The sequence below is a fragment of the Frankiales bacterium genome, assembly GCA_016125335.1.
GTDB lineage: Bacteria > Actinomycetota > Actinomycetes > S36-B12 > CAIYMF01 > Longivirga.
Map to the genome: position 1 here is coordinate 36,449 of WGLY01000028.1, position 15,352 is coordinate 51,800.

The 15,352-nt window shown below is 74.7% G+C and carries 13 protein-coding genes, 1 tRNA gene and 1 other RNA gene; 3 read left to right on the forward strand and 12 right to left on the reverse strand.

Annotation, left to right across the window (positions count from 1 at the left end):
• Window positions 1-2 precede the first annotated feature (2 nt).
• Complete coding sequence (locus GC157_15390) at window positions 3-821, reverse strand: MBL fold metallo-hydrolase (GenBank protein ID MBI1378842.1); 819 nt, start codon at window positions 819-821, stop codon at window positions 3-5.
• A gap of 84 nt (window positions 822-905) precedes the next feature.
• On the opposite strand from GC157_15390, the gene GC157_15395 reads away from it, so the two are divergent.
• Window positions 906-1,418, forward strand: coding sequence for a hypothetical protein (locus GC157_15395; GenBank protein MBI1378843.1), 513 nt, complete (start codon window positions 906-908; stop codon window positions 1,416-1,418).
• 25 nt (window positions 1,419-1,443) lie between these two features.
• On the opposite strand, the gene GC157_15400 is transcribed toward GC157_15395, so the two are convergent.
• The 10 genes from GC157_15400 to ffs form a co-directional block, all read right to left on the reverse strand.
• Window positions 1,444-2,400 (reverse strand): endonuclease/exonuclease/phosphatase family protein, encoded by a 957-nt coding sequence (locus GC157_15400; GenBank protein MBI1378844.1) that lies wholly within the window; start codon window positions 2,398-2,400, stop codon window positions 1,444-1,446.
• A gap of 74 nt (window positions 2,401-2,474) precedes the next feature.
• Entirely contained in the window at window positions 2,475-3,515 is a 1,041-nt protein-coding gene (locus GC157_15405) for an aspartate-semialdehyde dehydrogenase (GenBank protein MBI1378845.1), read from the reverse strand.
• An 80-nt stretch (window positions 3,516-3,595) separates the two neighbouring features.
• Window positions 3,596-4,870: an aspartate kinase gene (locus tag GC157_15410; GenBank protein ID MBI1378846.1), complete on the reverse strand. Its 1,275-nt coding sequence runs from the start codon at window positions 4,868-4,870 to the stop codon at window positions 3,596-3,598.
• Between the two features lie 123 nt (window positions 4,871-4,993).
• Window positions 4,994-5,770: a hypothetical protein gene (locus tag GC157_15415; protein MBI1378847.1), complete on the reverse strand. Its 777-nt coding sequence runs from the start codon at window positions 5,768-5,770 to the stop codon at window positions 4,994-4,996.
• 4 nt (window positions 5,771-5,774) lie between these two features.
• Window positions 5,775-7,331 (reverse strand): hypothetical protein, encoded by a 1,557-nt coding sequence (locus tag GC157_15420; GenBank protein MBI1378848.1) that lies wholly within the window; start codon window positions 7,329-7,331, stop codon window positions 5,775-5,777.
• Between the two features lie 186 nt (window positions 7,332-7,517).
• Complete coding sequence (locus GC157_15425; protein MBI1378849.1) at window positions 7,518-8,111, reverse strand: DUF5063 domain-containing protein; 594 nt, start codon at window positions 8,109-8,111, stop codon at window positions 7,518-7,520.
• Between the two features lie 12 nt (window positions 8,112-8,123).
• On the reverse strand, window positions 8,124-8,723 hold the full coding sequence (gene recR, locus GC157_15430) for a recombination protein RecR (GenBank protein ID MBI1378850.1): 600 nt from the start codon (window positions 8,721-8,723) through the stop codon (window positions 8,124-8,126).
• 14 nt (window positions 8,724-8,737) lie between these two features.
• Window positions 8,738-10,807: a DNA polymerase III subunit gamma and tau gene (locus tag GC157_15435; GenBank protein MBI1378851.1), complete on the reverse strand. Its 2,070-nt coding sequence runs from the start codon at window positions 10,805-10,807 to the stop codon at window positions 8,738-8,740.
• Window positions 10,808-10,892: 85 nt separating this feature from the next.
• A tRNA-Ser gene (locus GC157_15440) sits at window positions 10,893-10,977 on the reverse strand.
• 74 nt (window positions 10,978-11,051) lie between these two features.
• Window positions 11,052-11,148, reverse strand: an RNA gene (ffs, locus tag GC157_15445) — signal recognition particle sRNA small type.
• A 118-nt stretch (window positions 11,149-11,266) separates the two neighbouring features.
• Here ffs and GC157_15450 point away from each other — a divergent pair.
• Both GC157_15450 and GC157_15455 read left to right on the forward strand, forming a co-directional pair.
• Window positions 11,267-11,611, forward strand: a complete 345-nt coding sequence (locus tag GC157_15450; protein MBI1378852.1) for a type II toxin-antitoxin system VapB family antitoxin — start codon at window positions 11,267-11,269, stop codon at window positions 11,609-11,611.
• Window positions 11,612-11,613: 2 nt separating this feature from the next.
• On the forward strand, window positions 11,614-12,252 hold the full coding sequence (locus GC157_15455; protein ID MBI1378853.1) for a hypothetical protein: 639 nt from the start codon (window positions 11,614-11,616) through the stop codon (window positions 12,250-12,252).
• A 10-nt stretch (window positions 12,253-12,262) separates the two neighbouring features.
• On the opposite strand, the gene GC157_15460 is transcribed toward GC157_15455, so the two are convergent.
• Window positions 12,263-15,133, reverse strand: coding sequence for a DUF853 family protein (locus tag GC157_15460; protein ID MBI1378854.1), 2,871 nt, complete (start codon window positions 15,131-15,133; stop codon window positions 12,263-12,265).
• Window positions 15,134-15,352 lie beyond the last annotated feature (219 nt).

Here is a 15,352-nt window from a genome sequence, read left to right on the forward strand (position 1 = left end):
GGTCAGGGCGAGGGCACGACGAGCTCGTCGCCCTGACGCGCCACCGAGACCAGCCGGTCGCCGGCGTAGGACTCGGCGATGGCGTCGAGCGCGTCGTCGGTGCGGGCCGGGCCGTGGTGGAACAGCACGAGCCGACGTACGCCGCACTCGCGGGCGAGCGCCACGGCGTCCTCCACGGTGGAGTGCGCGTAGGCGTCGGCCCAGCGGCGCTCGCTCTCGACGAACTGCGCGTCGTGCAGCAGCACGTCGACGCCGTCGAGCAGGTCGCGCACCCGCTCCCCGACGCCGGCGGAGATGACGTGGTCGGGCACGTAGGCGATCGAGCCCTGCTCGTCGCTGACCCGGTAGCCGAAGGTGCGCCCGCCCTTGTGCGCGACCTCGGCCGCCCGGACGTGGAACCCCTCGACGAGCTGCTCGCCCTCCTCGACCGTGCGGAACTCCCACGACCCCTGCAGCCCGTCGGGCGTGATCGGGAAGCTGGGCGGGGCCATCGAGGTCGCCAGCAGGTCGCGGCCGGACCGGCCGTCCTGGGCCGGGACGTGCAGCGCGACCTCGGCGTCGGGCCGGTCCCCCGCGGCGAAGAAGGGCAGCCCCTGCACGTGGTCCCAGTGCAGGTGGCTCACGAGGATGCTGCCGCGGAAGGCCGCGCCGCCCAGGCGCGGGGTGAGCTCGCGCAGGCCGGTCCCGGCGTCGAGGACGAGGGTGGGGACGTCACCGCCGTCGGGCACCACCGCCACGCACGACGTGTGGCCGCCGTAGCGGACGAACTCGGCTCCGGGTGCGGGGGTCGCCCCCCGCACGCCGAGCAGGACGAGGCGCACCGGGGCAGCCTAGGGGCGCGGGGACGGCCGCGGGCCGGACCGCCCGTGATGGGGCCGAACGGCGGAGGCCGTAGCGTGGACGCCGTGGAGCGCGTGGACCCCGTGCAGACCTACTGGACCGGCCGGTGCGAGAGCCGCGGCCTGGCCGTGCTCGGCATCGGCATCGGGCTCGTGGTGCTGGCGGTCGGCGCCGGCACGGCGATCGCGCTGCGCGGTGCGGGTACCGCCTGGGTCGGCTGGCTCGTCGCCGTCGTGGGCCTCGTCGTCGGCGTCGCGGGCTGGGTCGCCTCCTCGCTCGTGGCCGTCCTCACCGAGGAGACGTTCACTGTGCGGTTCGGCCCGGTCGGCGTGCCGCGGCGCACGATCGCCCTCGCCGACGTCGCCGACGCGAGCGCCGTGGTGGTCGAGCCGCTCGAGTGGGGCGGCTGGGGCTACCGCTGGATCCCGTGGGCCCGCGCGTCCGCCGCGGTGATCCGCCGGGGTCCCGGCATCGTCCTGCGGCTCAAGGACGGACGGCGCTTCGCGGTCACGGTGGAGGACGCCGTCGACGGCGCGAAGCTCACCTCGGCCGCCCTGCTCGGCGCCCGGCGGCCCTGAGCCGCTCCCGGGGGCGGCGGCCCGCTCAGCCGTAGGTCGCGACGACGGCGAGGTGGTCGGTGCGGAACACCGGGAAGGTCTGCCACGAGGTGGCCCGCCAGGGCAGGTCCCGCCCGACGACGTGGTCGATCGCCACGAGCGGCCGGCTGTCACCGGTGTGCGGGAACGTCGGCTGGAAGCCCGCGCCCGCCTGGTCCGCGGCGTCGCGGAAGCCGTCGGACTCCAGCCCGCGGAAAGGGGCCTGGTCGCGCGTGGCGTTGAAGTCGCCGGCCACCACCACCGGACCGCTCACCTGCGCGAGGTCGGTGCGCAGTGCGGCGAAGTCCTCGCCGCGGCCGGTGTGGTCGTAGGGCGCGGGCGCGAGGGGGTGCACGGCGACCACGGTCACCACCGTGCCCGCCACGGTCGCCCGGGCCGCCACCGTCTGCGAGATGGTGCCGGCCAGCGTGCGCTCGTCGGTGAGCGGGAGCCGCGACCACAGGCCCGTGCCCGTGAAGGAGTCCTCCGGCCGGGCCACGTGGTAGGGCAGCAGGTCGTCGAGCCCCGCGTCGTGCAGCCGGCGCACGGCGTCCGGCGTCAGCTCCTCGAGGGCCAGCACGTCCACGTCCTGCGCCTTCACGAGGTCGACCACGTCCTGGGCGTCGGCGCTGCCGAAGCGCAGGTTGCTCGCCATCACCCGCAGCACGGGGTGGCCCGAGTCGCCGGGGTCGGCGACGTAGATCGGCACCTGCCACGCGACGTTGACCACCGCGAGCAGCGCCGCGACGCCGATGACGACGAGGTTGCGCGACAGCAGCGCCACCAGCAGGGCGACGACGGCGACGACCGTCACGAACGGCATGACGGCGGTGAGCACCCCGAGCAGCCCCGGCTCGGCGCCCAGCGCGCGCGAGACGGTGGGGACGGCGACGAGCGCGCACAGCAGCACCGCGACGGTGGCGAGCACCGGGTGCCGGCGTCGCGCCGGTGCCTCGTCCTCCACCCGCTCAGGGTAGGTCGGCGCCTCGGACCGCCCGCGCGCCGGGGCGCGGCCCCCAGGGGTCGGGCCTGCGCGCCTCAGCGGCCGACGAGCAGCTCGGCGATCTGCACGGCGTTGAGGGCCGCGCCCTTGCGCAGGTTGTCGTTGCTCACGAACAGCACGAGGCCGCGGCCGTCGGGCACGGAGGAGTCCTGCCGGATGCGGCCGACGTAGGACGGGTCGGCGCCGGCGGCCTGCAGCGGCGTCGGGACGTCGGTGACCTCCACGCCGGGCGCGGCCTCGAGCAGCTCGGTCGCGCGCGCGACCGGCAGCGGCCGGTCGAACTCCGCGTTGATCGACAGCGAGTGGCCGGTGAACACGGGGACGCGCACGCAGGTGCCGCTCACGAGCAGGTCCGGGATGCCGAGGATCTTGCGGCTCTCGTTGCGCAGCTTCTGCTCCTCGTCGGTCTCGAGGGAGCCGTCGTCGACGATGCTGCCGGCCAGCGGCACCACGTCGAACGCGATCGGCCGCACGTACTTCTTGGGCTCCGGCAGGATCACCGAGCGGCCGTCGTGCACCAGCCCGGCGATGTCCTGGTCGACGGCGGCGCGCACCTGCGACTCGAGCTCCTCGACGCCGGACAGCCCGCTGCCCGACACGGCCTGGTAGGTGCTCACGACCAGGCGCCGCAGACCGGCCTCCTGGTGCAGCGGGCGCAGCACGGGCATCGCGGCCATGGTGGTGCAGTTGGGGTTCGCGACGATGCCCTTGCGGACCTCGTCGAGCGCGTGCGGGTTGACCTCGCTCACGACGAGCGGGACGTCGGGGTCCATGCGCCAGGCGGAGCTGTTGTCGATCACGACGGCGCCCGCCTCGGCGTAGCGGGGCGCGAGCGCGCGCGAGGTCGCCCCGCCGGCGGAGAACAGCGCGATGTCGATGCCGGTGAGGTCGGCGGTGGCGGCGTCCTCGACGGTGACGTCGGTGCCGCGCCACGGCAGGGTGGTGCCGGCCGAGCGGGCCGAGGCGAGGAAGCGCACGGCACCGAGGGGGAAGCCGCGCTCGTCGAGCAGGCGGCGCATCACGCCGCCGACCTGCCCGGTGGCGCCGACGACGGCGACGGTGGGGTTGCTGCGCATGGTCACTCCTTCGCGGGTCCCGCCCACTGTAGGTCGTGCGTACGTCCCGGCCCGGCGCGGTTTCGCGCCGCTCGGGAGGGTCAGCGGCCGGTGCCGCCGTAGACCACGGCCTCGCCGTCGGCGTCGAGGCCGAACGCCGCGTGCACGGCGCGCACGGCCGGCCCGGCGTCCTGGGTGCGGGTCACGACCGAGATGCGGATCTCCGAGGTGGAGATCATCTCGACGTTGACGCCCGCCTCGGACAGCGCGGCGAAGAACGTCGCGGACACGCCGGGGTGCGAGCGCATGCCGGCGCCGATGAGCGACACCTTGGCGATGTCGTCGTCGTAGCGCAGGTCCTCGAACTCGATCTCGTGGCGGATCTTCTCGATGGCGGCGAGGGCCTTCTGCCCGTCGGACGTGGGGCAGGTGAACGTGACGTCGGTGCGGCCGGTGGCCGCCGCGGAGACGTTCTGCACGATCATGTCGAGGTTGACCTCGGCGTCGGCGACGGCGCGGAAGATCGCGGCCGCCATGCCCGGCTTGTCGGGCACGCCGACGACGGTGATCTTGGCGTCGCCGAGGTCGTGCGCGACTCCGGCGATGATCGGCTGCTCCACGTCGTCCCCTTCGGGTCGTGAGGTGTCGGAGACCACGAACGTGCCCGTCTTCGCCGAGAACGACGAGCGCACGTGGATCGGGAGGTCGAAGCGGCGGGCGTACTCGACGCAGCGCAGGTGCAGCACCTTGGCGCCGCTGGCCGCGAGCTCGAGCATCTCCTCGTAGGTGATGGCCGGCACCTGGCGGGCGCGCGGGGCGATGCGCGGGTCCGCGGTGAAGATGCCGTCGACGTCGGTGTAGATCTCGCAGACGTCGGCGCCGAGCGCGGCGGCGAGCGCCACGGCCGTGGTGTCCGAGCCGCCGCGGCCGAGGGTGGTGATGTCCTTGGTGTCCTGGGCGACGCCCTGGAAGCCGGCCACGATCGGCACCGCGCCGTCGGCGATCGCGCTCTGGATGCGGCCCGGCGTGACGTCGATGATGCGCGCGCGGCCGTGGACGGAGTCGGTGATGAGGCCGGCCTGGGAGCCGGTGTAGGACCGCGCCTCGACCCCGAGGTCGTGGATCGCCATCGCGAGCACGGCCATCGAGATGCGCTCGCCCGCGGTCAGCAGCATGTCGAGCTCGCGGGCTGCGGGGTGCGGGCTCACCTGCTCGGCGAGGTCGATGAGGTCGTCGGTCGTGTCGCCCATGGCCGAGACGACCACCACGACGTCGTCGCCGGCCTGCTTGGTCTCGACGATGCGGCGGGCGACGCGCTTGATGCTCGCGGCGTCGGCCACGGAGGACCCGCCGTACTTCTGGACCACGAGTCCCACGGTGGGATCCGCCTTCGCTGACTCGACGTTCGAACGGCCGTCATCCTACCGGCGCAAGAACGGCACGCCCCGTGCGTCCGACTGGTGGGATGTCCGTCCGGGGGCGCGCACGGCCGGAATTCCTCAGGCCGGAGCAGGCGGGAACGCCGCAGCGATCTCGGTCCACGGCGCGAGCGGGGTGTGCTCCCCCTCGACGTCGAGCAGCCGCACCACCCGGCCGGCCGGCACCACGAGCTCGCGGTAGACGGTGCCGTCCGTGGTGTCGCGCTGGACGTCGGCGAAGGCGCCGGGCACGGCCACCGGGGTCACGGTGACCACGGTGGTGGCTCCCCCGCCGGCGACGCAGGCGCGCATCGCGGCGGTGTAGACGTCGACGAAGCGCTGCGCCGCCTCGGGCGTGCCGTAGTCCAGGGCGATGCCCACGGCGTGGCGGCCGCTGGTGTGCCGGTAGTCGGCCTCGAGCGCGTGCACCGGCACGGGCACGGGGGTGGCGTACGTGGCCTCCTGGCAGCCGAACGGCAGCATCGCGTCGGTGACGTCGCGCGGGTCGCGCGCCACCACGGGCGTGCCGTTGCCGGTGTAGCCCTCCTCCGGGCTGCCGTTGTCGACGTACGCCTTCCACCCGGGGCCGAGCGCCGTTGCCCTGGGCATGGTGGAGGCGCCGAGCGGGCCGCTCGTGGTGGCCGGCACCGCCGTGCGGTCGAAGCCGGAGGGAGACGCCGTGGCCGACGCGGACGGCTCGGGCGCGGTCGGGGCCGACGCGCTCGCGGACTCCGTGGCCGCCGTGGCCGAGGACGCGGCCGCGGGCGAGGCGGAGTCCTGCGCCTGGCCGCAGGCGGAGAGCAGCAGCGCGCCCGCGGCCAGGGCCGCGGCGAGACCGGGACGCACCCGACCGCTCATGACCTCACCCGCCGTTCGAGCTGAAGTGCTGGTAGTCGTGGTGGGACCAGCGTGCTCCCCAGTACCAGTGCCGCGCGGCGAAGGCCCGCGCCACCACGGAACCCGGCCGGATCACGCCGCGCCGGTGCAGGTAGTGCGCGCGGAAGTAGTAGTAGTTGTGCGCCGCGGCCGCGGGGTACACGTGGCGCCCGGTGGCGTACGGGTTCTCGTAGGTGTTGACGTCGATCGCGTTGCCGTAGGAGTGCTGGCTCACGCGCTTGGGGTTGCCCGTCACCTTGCGGCAGTTGAACGCGGACGTCGCGCCGGCGTTCATCGCGGCGATGTCCGAGCCGGTCGAGCTCACCGTGCCGTTCCGGTAGAAGTGGTCCGTGGGCACGATCTGCTTGAACGGGAACCGGGCCCGGAACGCCTGCACGAACACCGACTGCACGGCGGGCACGGCGTCCCACCGCAGGATGATGTCGCCGCGCCGGATGTGGCCGCGGTAGTCGTAGTAGTTCACCGACAGCCGCCGCAGCGACGACGGGCCCACGGGGCACCCGAGGCGGTAGGACCACGGCACGTCCGCGCGGGTGAGCGCACCCGAGACCTCCGGGTCGACCGAGCGGCTGATCGTGATCCGTGCGCTGCTCGTGGCCGAGGAGCCGTCCGGCCACACGACGTCGGCGCGCAGCACCATGAAGGCGGGGTTCGAGGGCTGCCAGGTGAGCGTGAACGAGCCCGAGGCGTCCACCTCCGGGTGCCCGAGGGTGATCCACGTGGAGGAGGTCGTGCGGCGCACCCGCAGCGTTACGCTCGGCACGGCGGCGTCGGTCGGGCTCGCCGCGCCGGTGATGGTCACGGTGCGCAGCACGGCGACCGCCGGGGGCGCGGAGAACTCCACGGTGTGGCCGGGGGTCGAGTCCAGGGTCGTCACCGTGACGGTGGCCGACGCCGTGCCCCCCGAGCTCGTGGTGACCGTGTAGCCGAACGTGTCCTGGCCGGCCCAGCCGTCGGCCGGCGTGTACGTGACGGCGGTGCCCGCGTCGATCACCGCGGTGCCGTGCCCCGGCGCGGTGACGGCGGTGACGGTGAGCCGTCCCGACGCGGGGTCGCTGTCGTTGTCGAGCACGGCCACGCGCACGGGGGCGCCGGGGCCGGTCGTCGCCTGGTCGTCGGCGACGACGGGTGCCGGCCCGAGCACCGAGACCGTCACCGTGGCCTGCGCGGTGAGCCCCGTGGAGTCGGTGACGGCGTAGCGGAAGGAGTCGGTGCCGGTGAAGCCGGTGTCGGGCAGGTAGCTCAGCGCCGGCCGCGTGGTGCCGTCGGTGCTCACCGTGGTGACCGACGCGGTGCCGTGCTGCGGCGGCGCGGCGTCGACGAGGGCCAGCACCGCGTCGCCGTCGAGGGTGTCGTCGGCGAGCACGTCGACGACGAGGGGCTCCGGGGTGGCGGCCAGCGGTGCCGAGGCGGCGTCGTCGACCGCGACCGGCGCCGTCGGGCCCGCGGCGTAGGCCGGCCCCGCGACCACGGCCGCGCACAGCACGGCGGCGATCGCCGCGAGGGAGCGCCTCGCTCTCATGGTCCGGTCCGCCTCACTCGCTCGCCCGTGCCCGACGCGACCCCGGGCGGGGTGCCGCGGGGTCGTCTCGATGAGCATCGACCGTCTCACGGGTGCGGTTGAACGTCGAGGACCTCGTCCGCCCTGCGCACGTGCCGGGTGCTCCGTCCGCGTGACGGGCGCCGGGCCGCTGCGGCGGCCGCGGCCTCAGACCGGGTCCGCGGCCTCGACGTCGATCGGCACCTCGAGGCGCACGTGCGCCATGAGCGACTGGATCGCGCGCACCGCGGCCGACGCCGCCTGGCCCCAGTTGTTGAGGTAGCTGAACTGCCACCACCACAGCGCCTCGAGCGTGCGGCCCGCGGCGTGGTGCGCCAGCCCGTGCAGGAGGTCGGCCGTGACGTCGGCCAGGTCGTCCGACAGCCGCGCGGTGACGACCTCGGGGCCGGAGAACGGGTCGAACACCTCGGCGTACTCGTCCGCGGGGCCGAGCATGTCGCGCAGGGCGTCGCGCACCCGGTCGAGCGAGGGCTCGGCCCCGGCGTCCGGCTCGTACTCGTCGCGCGGGGTGACGTCGGCCAGCGCGCCGAGCGGGGCGCCGGCGGCGAGCAGCGCGGAGAGCTCGAGCAGCAGGATCGAGATCGCGGCGTCCGGGTCGGCCGCGGCCGCGACGGCCTCGACCGAGGACACGAAGCGGGCCGAGGCGTGCGCCATGTCGGCGGCGATGTCGGCGAGGTCGGCGGGTGCGCCCTCGCCGCGCTCGACGTCGGTCCCGGTGCTGGGGGTGCGCTCGTCGGTCATGGCACCAATCTGTCAGACGTCGAGGCGGCGACGGCCCTCGAACGCGCGCCCGAGGGTGACTTCGTCGGCGTACTCGAGGTCGCCGCCGACCGGCAGTCCGCTGGCCAGCCGGGTGACGGCCAGGCCCATCGGCTTGACCAGCCGGGCGAGGTAGGTGGCGGTGGCCTCGCCCTCGAGGTTGGGGTCGGTGGCGATGATGAGCTCGGTGACCGTCCCGTCGGCGAGGCGCACCATGAGCTCCTTGACCCGCAGGTCGTCCGGGCCGATGCCCTCGATGGGGCTGATCGCGCCGCCGAGCACGTGGTAGCGGCCGCGGAACTCGCGGGTGCGCTCGATGGCGACGACGTCCTTGCTCTCCTCGACCACGCAGATCACCGACGGGTCGCGGCGCGGGTCGCGGCAGATGCGGCACTCGGTGTCCTCGGCGACGTTGCCGCACACCGAGCAGAAGCGCACGCGGTCCTTGACCTCGAGCAGCACCTGGGCCAGCCGGCGCACGTCGACCGGGTCGGCCTGGAGCAGGTGGAACGCGATGCGCTGCGCGCTCTTGGGGCCGACTCCGGGGAGGCGGCCGAGCTCGTCGATGAGGTCCTGGACGATGCCCTCGTACACGGGTCGCTCCCGCCTCAGCCGTTGTCGTACTCGGTCATGACGGTGCCGCCGAGCTCGCGCTGCACGAGCGCGAGGCCGGACAGGTCGCCCTCGGCGTCGGGGTCGTCGACGCTCACGACGTCGTCGGCGGGCGCGACGGCCTCGGACTCCTCCTGCGCCACCTGCGTGGCGGCCCGCTCACGGGGCGAGGGCCCCGCAGGGGCGGCAGGGGCCGGGGCCGGGCGCTCCGGGGCGGCCGGGCGGGCCGCGGGCGCCGGGTCGGCGGCGGCGCGCGCCGGGTCGAGCACGATGTCGAGCTCGACGTCGAGGCGCAGGACGTCGAGCACCGCGAGCCGCAGCTGCTCGTAATGGCCCTTGTTGGTGCGCAGGTAGTCCATGCGCGCGCGGTCGGGGTGCGCGACGACGATGCCGGTTGCCGTGCGCCCGATCGGCACGGTGCCCTCGGCCAGTGTGTGCGCCACGCGGCTGGACGTCTTGAGCGCCTCGAGCACCGCGGGCCACCCGGCCACGACCGGGCCGAGGTCGCCGGCCGTCGTCGGTGCGCCGGGGCCGGAGCCGGGGTCCGCCGCCGCGGGGGCCGGCGCCGGTGCCGCCTCGGGCGCCTCCGACGCCGGGCTGGACGGCGGGTCGGCGGGGGCGGGCGGATCGGCCGGCGCCGGTGCGTCGGACGCCGGCGCCTCGGGCCCCGGTGCGCGCCGGGCCGTGCTCGGCGCGACCGACGACAGCCGCGGCGGTCCGCCCGCGGCGGCGGCCGGGGCGGGCGCGGCCGGGGAGGCGGCGGGAGCCGCGGGCGCCGGGGAGGTGGCGGCCGCGGGCGGCGGGGCGGCCGGCGTCGCGGCGGGCCGGGACACGGGCTCGGGGCGCTCGGGCACGGCGGGCGGCGTCACCGGCGGGTGCGCGGCGCCGGCGGGGGCGTCGGCGAGGTAGGCCAGCCGGTGCTCGAGCCGGTCGACGCGGGCGAGCACGCCGGCCTGGGTGTCGTCGGCGGCGGGCAGCAGCAGGCGGGCGCACAGCAGCTCGAGCTGGAGCCGCGGCGCCGTGGCGCCCTTGAGCTCGGACAGGCCGGTGCTCACGAGATCGGCCGCGCGCGAGAGCTGGGCGAGGCCGAGCCGCTCGGTCTGCTCGCGCAGGGCGGCCACCTGGGTGTCCGGGGCGTCGATCAGCCCGGCCTCGACGGCGTCGGGCACCTCGTGCAGCACCAGGAGGTCGCGCAGCCGCTCGAGCAGGTCGCCGGCGAAGCGCCGCGGGTCGAGGCCGCCCTCGACCACGCGGTCGACCACGGAGAACATCGTCGGGCCGTCGGACCCGGCGAGCGCCTCGACCACCTCGTCGAGCAGCGCGGCGTCGGTGAAGCCGAGCTGGGCCACGGCGTCGGCGTAGGTGAGCCCCTCGGGGCCGGCGCCGGCCACGAGCTGGCCGAGGACCGACAGCGCGTCGCGCACGGACCCGGCGCCGGCCTTGGCCACGAGCGCCAGCGCCTCCGGCTGGGCGGCCACGCCCTCTTGCTCGGCGACCCACGCGAGGTGCTCCTGGAGCGGGCGGGCGGCCACGAGCCGGTAGGGGTAGTGGTGGGTGCGCGACTTGATGGTGGGCAGGATCTTGTCCGGCTCGGTGGTGGCGAACACGAACATCAGGTGCGGCGGCGGCTCCTCGATGAGCTTGAGCAGCGCGTTGGCGGCGTCGACCGTGAGCTGGTGCGCCTCGTCGATGATGTAGACCTTGAAGCGCGACGCCGCCGGCGCGTACATCGCCTTCTCGCGCAGCTCGCGGGCGTCGTCGATGCCGCGGTGGCTCGCGGCGTCCATCTCGACGACGTCGATCGACCCGGGGCCGTTGGGGGCGAGGTCGACGCAGCTGGCGCACCGGCCGCACGGCTCGGACGTGGGCCCCTGCTCGCAGTTGAGCGAGCGGGCCAGGATGCGTGCGGTGGAGGTCTTGCCGCAGCCGCGGGGGCCGGTGAACAGGTAGGCGTGGTGCGCGCGGCCGGTGTCGATCGCCCGGGCCAGCGGCACGGTGACGTGCTCCTGCCCGATCACGTCCGCGAGGCGGCCCGGACGGTAGGTGCGGTACAGGGCGAGGGACACGGCGTCACCCTACGCGGCGCCTCCGACCCGACGGGCCCGCCGGGGACGCGACGAGGGCGGGAGCGCTGCTCCCGCCCTCGGTCCGCGGAGGATAGGGGATTCGAACCCCTGAGGGGTTTCCCCCAACACGCTTTCCAAGCGTGCGCCCTAGGCCACTAGGCGAATCCTCCGCGGAGGAGGATACGGGGGCCGGCCTCGTACGCCGAATCGCGGGGCGCGTGCGGCGCGACGCCCGGGCCGGGACGCGCGTGACCCCCCGCACACCCGCCAGAGCCTGCTTACCCTTGCTGCCTTCCGGCCCTGGGGGGGTTCAGCGGGATGACGCCGCACGGGGGGTCGCTCACGACTGTACGCGAGCCGCCCGGGGCCGCGCCACGCCGGTCCTACGACGCATCTGCGACGCAGCCGACACGGCGTCGCTGGACGGGCGCGCGCACCGCCCCACGTAGACTCGCCGAGGTGATCTTCAAGTCGGTGGGCGACGGGCGTCCCTACCCCGAGCACGGCCTCGACGGCGCCGGCTGGGCCGCGTGCGCCCCCCGCCAGATCCGGCTCTCCGACCTGGTCACCACCAAGCGCACGCTGGACCTCGAGGCGCTGCTCGACGAGCACTCCACCTTCTACGGCGACCTGTTCGCCCACGTGGTGCAGTGGCAGGGGCAGCTCTACCTCGAGGACGGGCTGCACCGGGCGCTGCGCAGCGCGCTGCACGGCCGGCCCGTGCTGCACGCGCGCGTCCTCGACCTCGACGACCCCGCGGTCCTCGCCGGGACGACCGCGACCACGGGGGGTGCACGGCGTTGAGCATGCTGTCGGGAACGGTGCTCGGGCCCAGCGGTGAGGGACCGCGCCGGCGTCACCCCGTCGCCACGACGATCATCGTCGTCCTCATGATGGCGGTGCTGTTCGGCGCCACCTACGGTGCCGTGCGCCTGCTCAAGGGGACCGACTCCGCGGCGCCGAGCCCCACCACGAGCTCCCCGGCCCCCTGCGTCACCACCACGGTGAAGGCCTCCACGGTGCTGCCCAAGCCGGCGACGGTGACGGTCAACGTCTACAACGCCACCAACCGCGCAGGGCTCGCACGGCGCACCTCCAACGACCTCAAGGCCCGCGGCTTCGTCATCGGCACGATCGCCAACGACCCGCTCGGCAAGAACCTCACCAACGTCGGCGAGATCCGCTACGGCCCGAGCGGGCGGGACAACGCCCTGCTCATGCGCTACTACGTCCCCGGCATGAAGCTGGTGCTCGACAAGCGCACCGACGCCAGCATCGACGTCGTGCTCGGCCAGAAGTACGTCGCGGTCGCCCCGCAGAAGAAGGTCAACGCCAGCCTCGCCAAGCCGGTGCCCGTGGCCACCGGTGCCGGGTGCGCGACGACCGGGCCGGTCACCGCGACCAAGCCGACCGCCTCGGCCGCGCCCTCGCCCACCGCCTCCTGACCCGCGCGGGTCAGGCCACCGGGATCCAGACGAGCCGGAAGTCGCGCACCACGACGTCCGCCTTCTCCAGGGGCACGGACTTCGTCGTGACGTTCTCGGCCTTGCGGTTCCACTCGGCGTCGAGCTCGGTGAGCTCCTGCGCCAGCTCGCGCTCGAGGGCGTCGTAGGCGTTGGCCTGCGCCACCGCCTTCTGCTGGGCCGCGCCGACCTTGGCGCTCGCGGTCGACTGGCGCCGGGCCTGCGCCGCCATGGACGAGCGCGACCGTCGTCCGCCGAGCAGGCTGCCCAGCATGGAGATCGACGTCGCCGCCAGCCCGAACTCCGAGTCGTACTCGGTCTGGAGCATCTGCGCGTTGATCTGCGCGTCGGTCACCTTCTGGCGCGCGGCCGCGAGCTTGCGCCCGTAGCGCTCCCGCAGCGCCGTCATCTGCTGGGTGGACGCGTCCTCGGTGAGGGTGCGGCAGCGGGCCACGAAGTCCTCGCGGGTCTCGCCCGGGCGCGACACCGCCTTGAGGTCGGTGTTCACCAGGATCTCGGTGGTGCGCGAGCGGACCAGCTCGTCGACGAGGGCCTTCTGCATCCGGGTCCAGTAGGTCTTGGTCTTGGCCTCCGCGGGCACGAGGCCGTAGACGACGCCGGGCGGCGCCTGCGCCACGAGGTCGCGGTCGTCGTAGTCGACGGCGAGGAACGCGCGCGGGTCCGGCACCTGGGTGAGCGGGAGCAGCACCGCCTCGTACTCCTCCTCCGCCACGACGACCGCGCCGTCGTCGTAGGTGAGGTCGACCCGTGCGACCGCTGCCGCGCGCAGGTGCTGACCGCCGGGGACCCCGCCGACCTGCGCCAGCCACGGCGTGGCCGGGTCGACGAACGCGACCGGGACACCGGCGGCGACCGCCGGCATCACCGGGGTCTCGTCGTCGCCGGCCACCGCCGGCGGGCCGGAGGGCAGCGGCGCGGTGGCCGCGGCCGGGTCGGCTGCCGGTGCGGGGGCCGGCACGGGCGACGTTGTCGCGGTGGCGCTGGGCTCGGGCGCCGTGGCGGGCGCCGGGGCGGCTGCGGCCGGCGCGGCCGTGGCCGGTGCCGGTGACGCGGAGGGGGCGCCCGACGCGACGCCGGAGGCGAGGGCGAGCCCGATCTGCGCGCGGTCGAGGGGGCCGCGCAGGTAGCTCATCGCCCAGCGGGTGGTGAGCACCTCCGGTGCGCCGCCGCCGGCCCGGCGCAGCAGGAACTGCCGCTTGCCCAGCCCGCCGATCACCGACCCCACCTGCGCGACGTCGACGTCGCCGGCCGCGCTCGACAGGCCGTCGACGAGGCGGGCCTTGTCCTGCTCGGTCTGCAGACGGCCCACCAGCCAGGTGCCGGCGTTGGACAGCGCCTTGTAGTCGACGTCGACGGGGTTCTGCGTGGAGAGCACCACGCCGACGCCGAAGGCGCGCGCCTGCTTGAGCAGCAGCATGATCGGCTTCTTCGTGGGCGGGTTCGCGGTGGGCGGCAGGTAGCCCGCGACCTCGTCCATGTAGAGCAGCGCCCGCAGGTCGCTGGTGCCGCTCTGCCGGCGCATCCAGGTGACCAGCTTCGAGAGCACGAGCGAGGTCACTGACTGGCGCTGGGCGTCGTCGAGGTGCGCGGTGGTGATGATCGCGCAGCGCGGACGGCCGTCCTCGGTCATGAGCATCCGGCCGATGTCGATCGGGTCGCCGGTGAGCCACGTCTGGAACGACGGCGAGGCCAGCAGGCCGTTGAGCTTCATCGCGAAGGCCACGCGGTCGGCCGGCGGGAAGAACACGTCGAGCTCGAGGACGCCCAGCTTGCGCATGGGCGGTTGCTGCACCTGGGCGAGCAGGGTGGGCAGGTCGAGGTCGCGCTGCTGCGACCACGCTGCCTGGATGATGTTGGCCAGCAGGATGTGCTCGCGCGAGGAGAGCGGGTCGCCGTCGATGCCGAGCATGCCGAGCAGCGTCGTGACGTAGCCGTCGATCTCGTCGCTCATCGTCTCGGGGTCGGTGCCGGCGGGCGGGGCTGCCAGCGAGCCCACGATGTTCACCGGGCGCCCGGCGCTCGATCCCGGTGTGTAGATGGTGAAGTCGACCTTCTCGCGCAGCTGCGCGAGGCGCTCCGGCTCGATCCCCCAGCCGGCCAGGCCCTCCTTCCAGGCCGCCGCCTGCTGGTCGGCGAAGGCGTCGAGGTCGAGGCCGGCCTTCTGCGCGTCGCTCGCGTTGACCCACGGGCGGAACTCGCTGCCCACGAGCTCCGGGAAGATCAGGCACAGGTTCGTGAGGTCGCCCTTGGGGTCGATGAGCAGCGCGGGCACGCCGCTGGACAGGCACTCCTCGATGAGCACCACGCCGAGGCCGGTCTTGCCCGAGCCGGTCATCCCGACGATGACGCCGTGCGTCGTCAGGTCCGCGGAGGCGACGGCACTCGTCGCACCGTCCGGCGTGCGGGAGCCCGTGGCGGGGTCGATGCGCCCGCCGAGCAGCAGATCAGCCATGCCGCGACTGTATTGCGGAGGGTCGCGAGGCGCCGACCGCACCCGGAGGCTCGGCTGGCTGCGGCCGTGCACCGCACGGGTCCGGCTGCCGGAGCCGTGCACCGCACGGGTCCGGCTGCCGGGCTCGAGGGTGACCGTCACGAGCCACGCTGCTGCGTCCCACGCTGGGGCGACGTTCGGCCGAGGAGGGGGTGGCGCTGGTCCCGGTGAATGTCGTCCGACGACGTCTCGACGGCGTGGACCCTTGTCAGCTCCGCGGCGTCGACCCTTGTCGGCTCCGCGGCGTCGACCCCCGTCGGCTCCTCCACAGGGTGTGGACGACGAATCGGCGAAATCCGTTGGGATTGCTGGGGATTGGGGGTTGTGCCTGTCGGTGGCCTCGGGTAGCATTCCTACATTCGTTCGAACCCCAGCCGAACCCGTAGGAGGTGCCCGATGACCGCCGTCGACGACCGGGACACCACGGGTCCTGCGGGTTCGCACTGGGAGATCTACCTCGAGCTGGGCAAGGCGGCCGTCGGTCCGCTGGACTGGCTCACCGGGCAGCCGAGCGTGCTCGCGCACGTTCTCGAGCGGCCGGTGCAGGCCACCGACGCGCTGCTGCTCAAC

What these genes read in the sequence shown, in the direction of transcription:
- GC157_15405 (MBI1378845.1), bottom strand. Translation starts at nt 3,515, where the DNA reads ATGCGCAGCAACCCCACCGTCGCCGTCGTCGGCGCCACCGGGCAGGTC.
- GC157_15415 (MBI1378847.1), bottom strand. Translation starts at nt 5,770, where the DNA reads ATGAGCGGTCGGGTGCGTCCCGGTCTCGCCGCGGCCCTGGCCGCGGGC.
- GC157_15420 (MBI1378848.1), bottom strand. Translation starts at nt 7,331, where the DNA reads ATGAGAGCGAGGCGCTCCCTCGCGGCGATCGCCGCCGTGCTGTGCGCG.
- GC157_15425 (MBI1378849.1), bottom strand. Translation starts at nt 8,111, where the DNA reads ATGACCGACGAGCGCACCCCCAGCACCGGGACCGACGTCGAGCGCGGC.
- GC157_15455 (MBI1378853.1), top strand. Translation starts at nt 11,614, where the DNA reads ATGCTGTCGGGAACGGTGCTCGGGCCCAGCGGTGAGGGACCGCGCCGG.
- GC157_15460 (MBI1378854.1), bottom strand. Translation starts at nt 15,133, where the DNA reads ATGCTACCCGAGGCCACCGACAGGCACAACCCCCAATCCCCAGCAATC.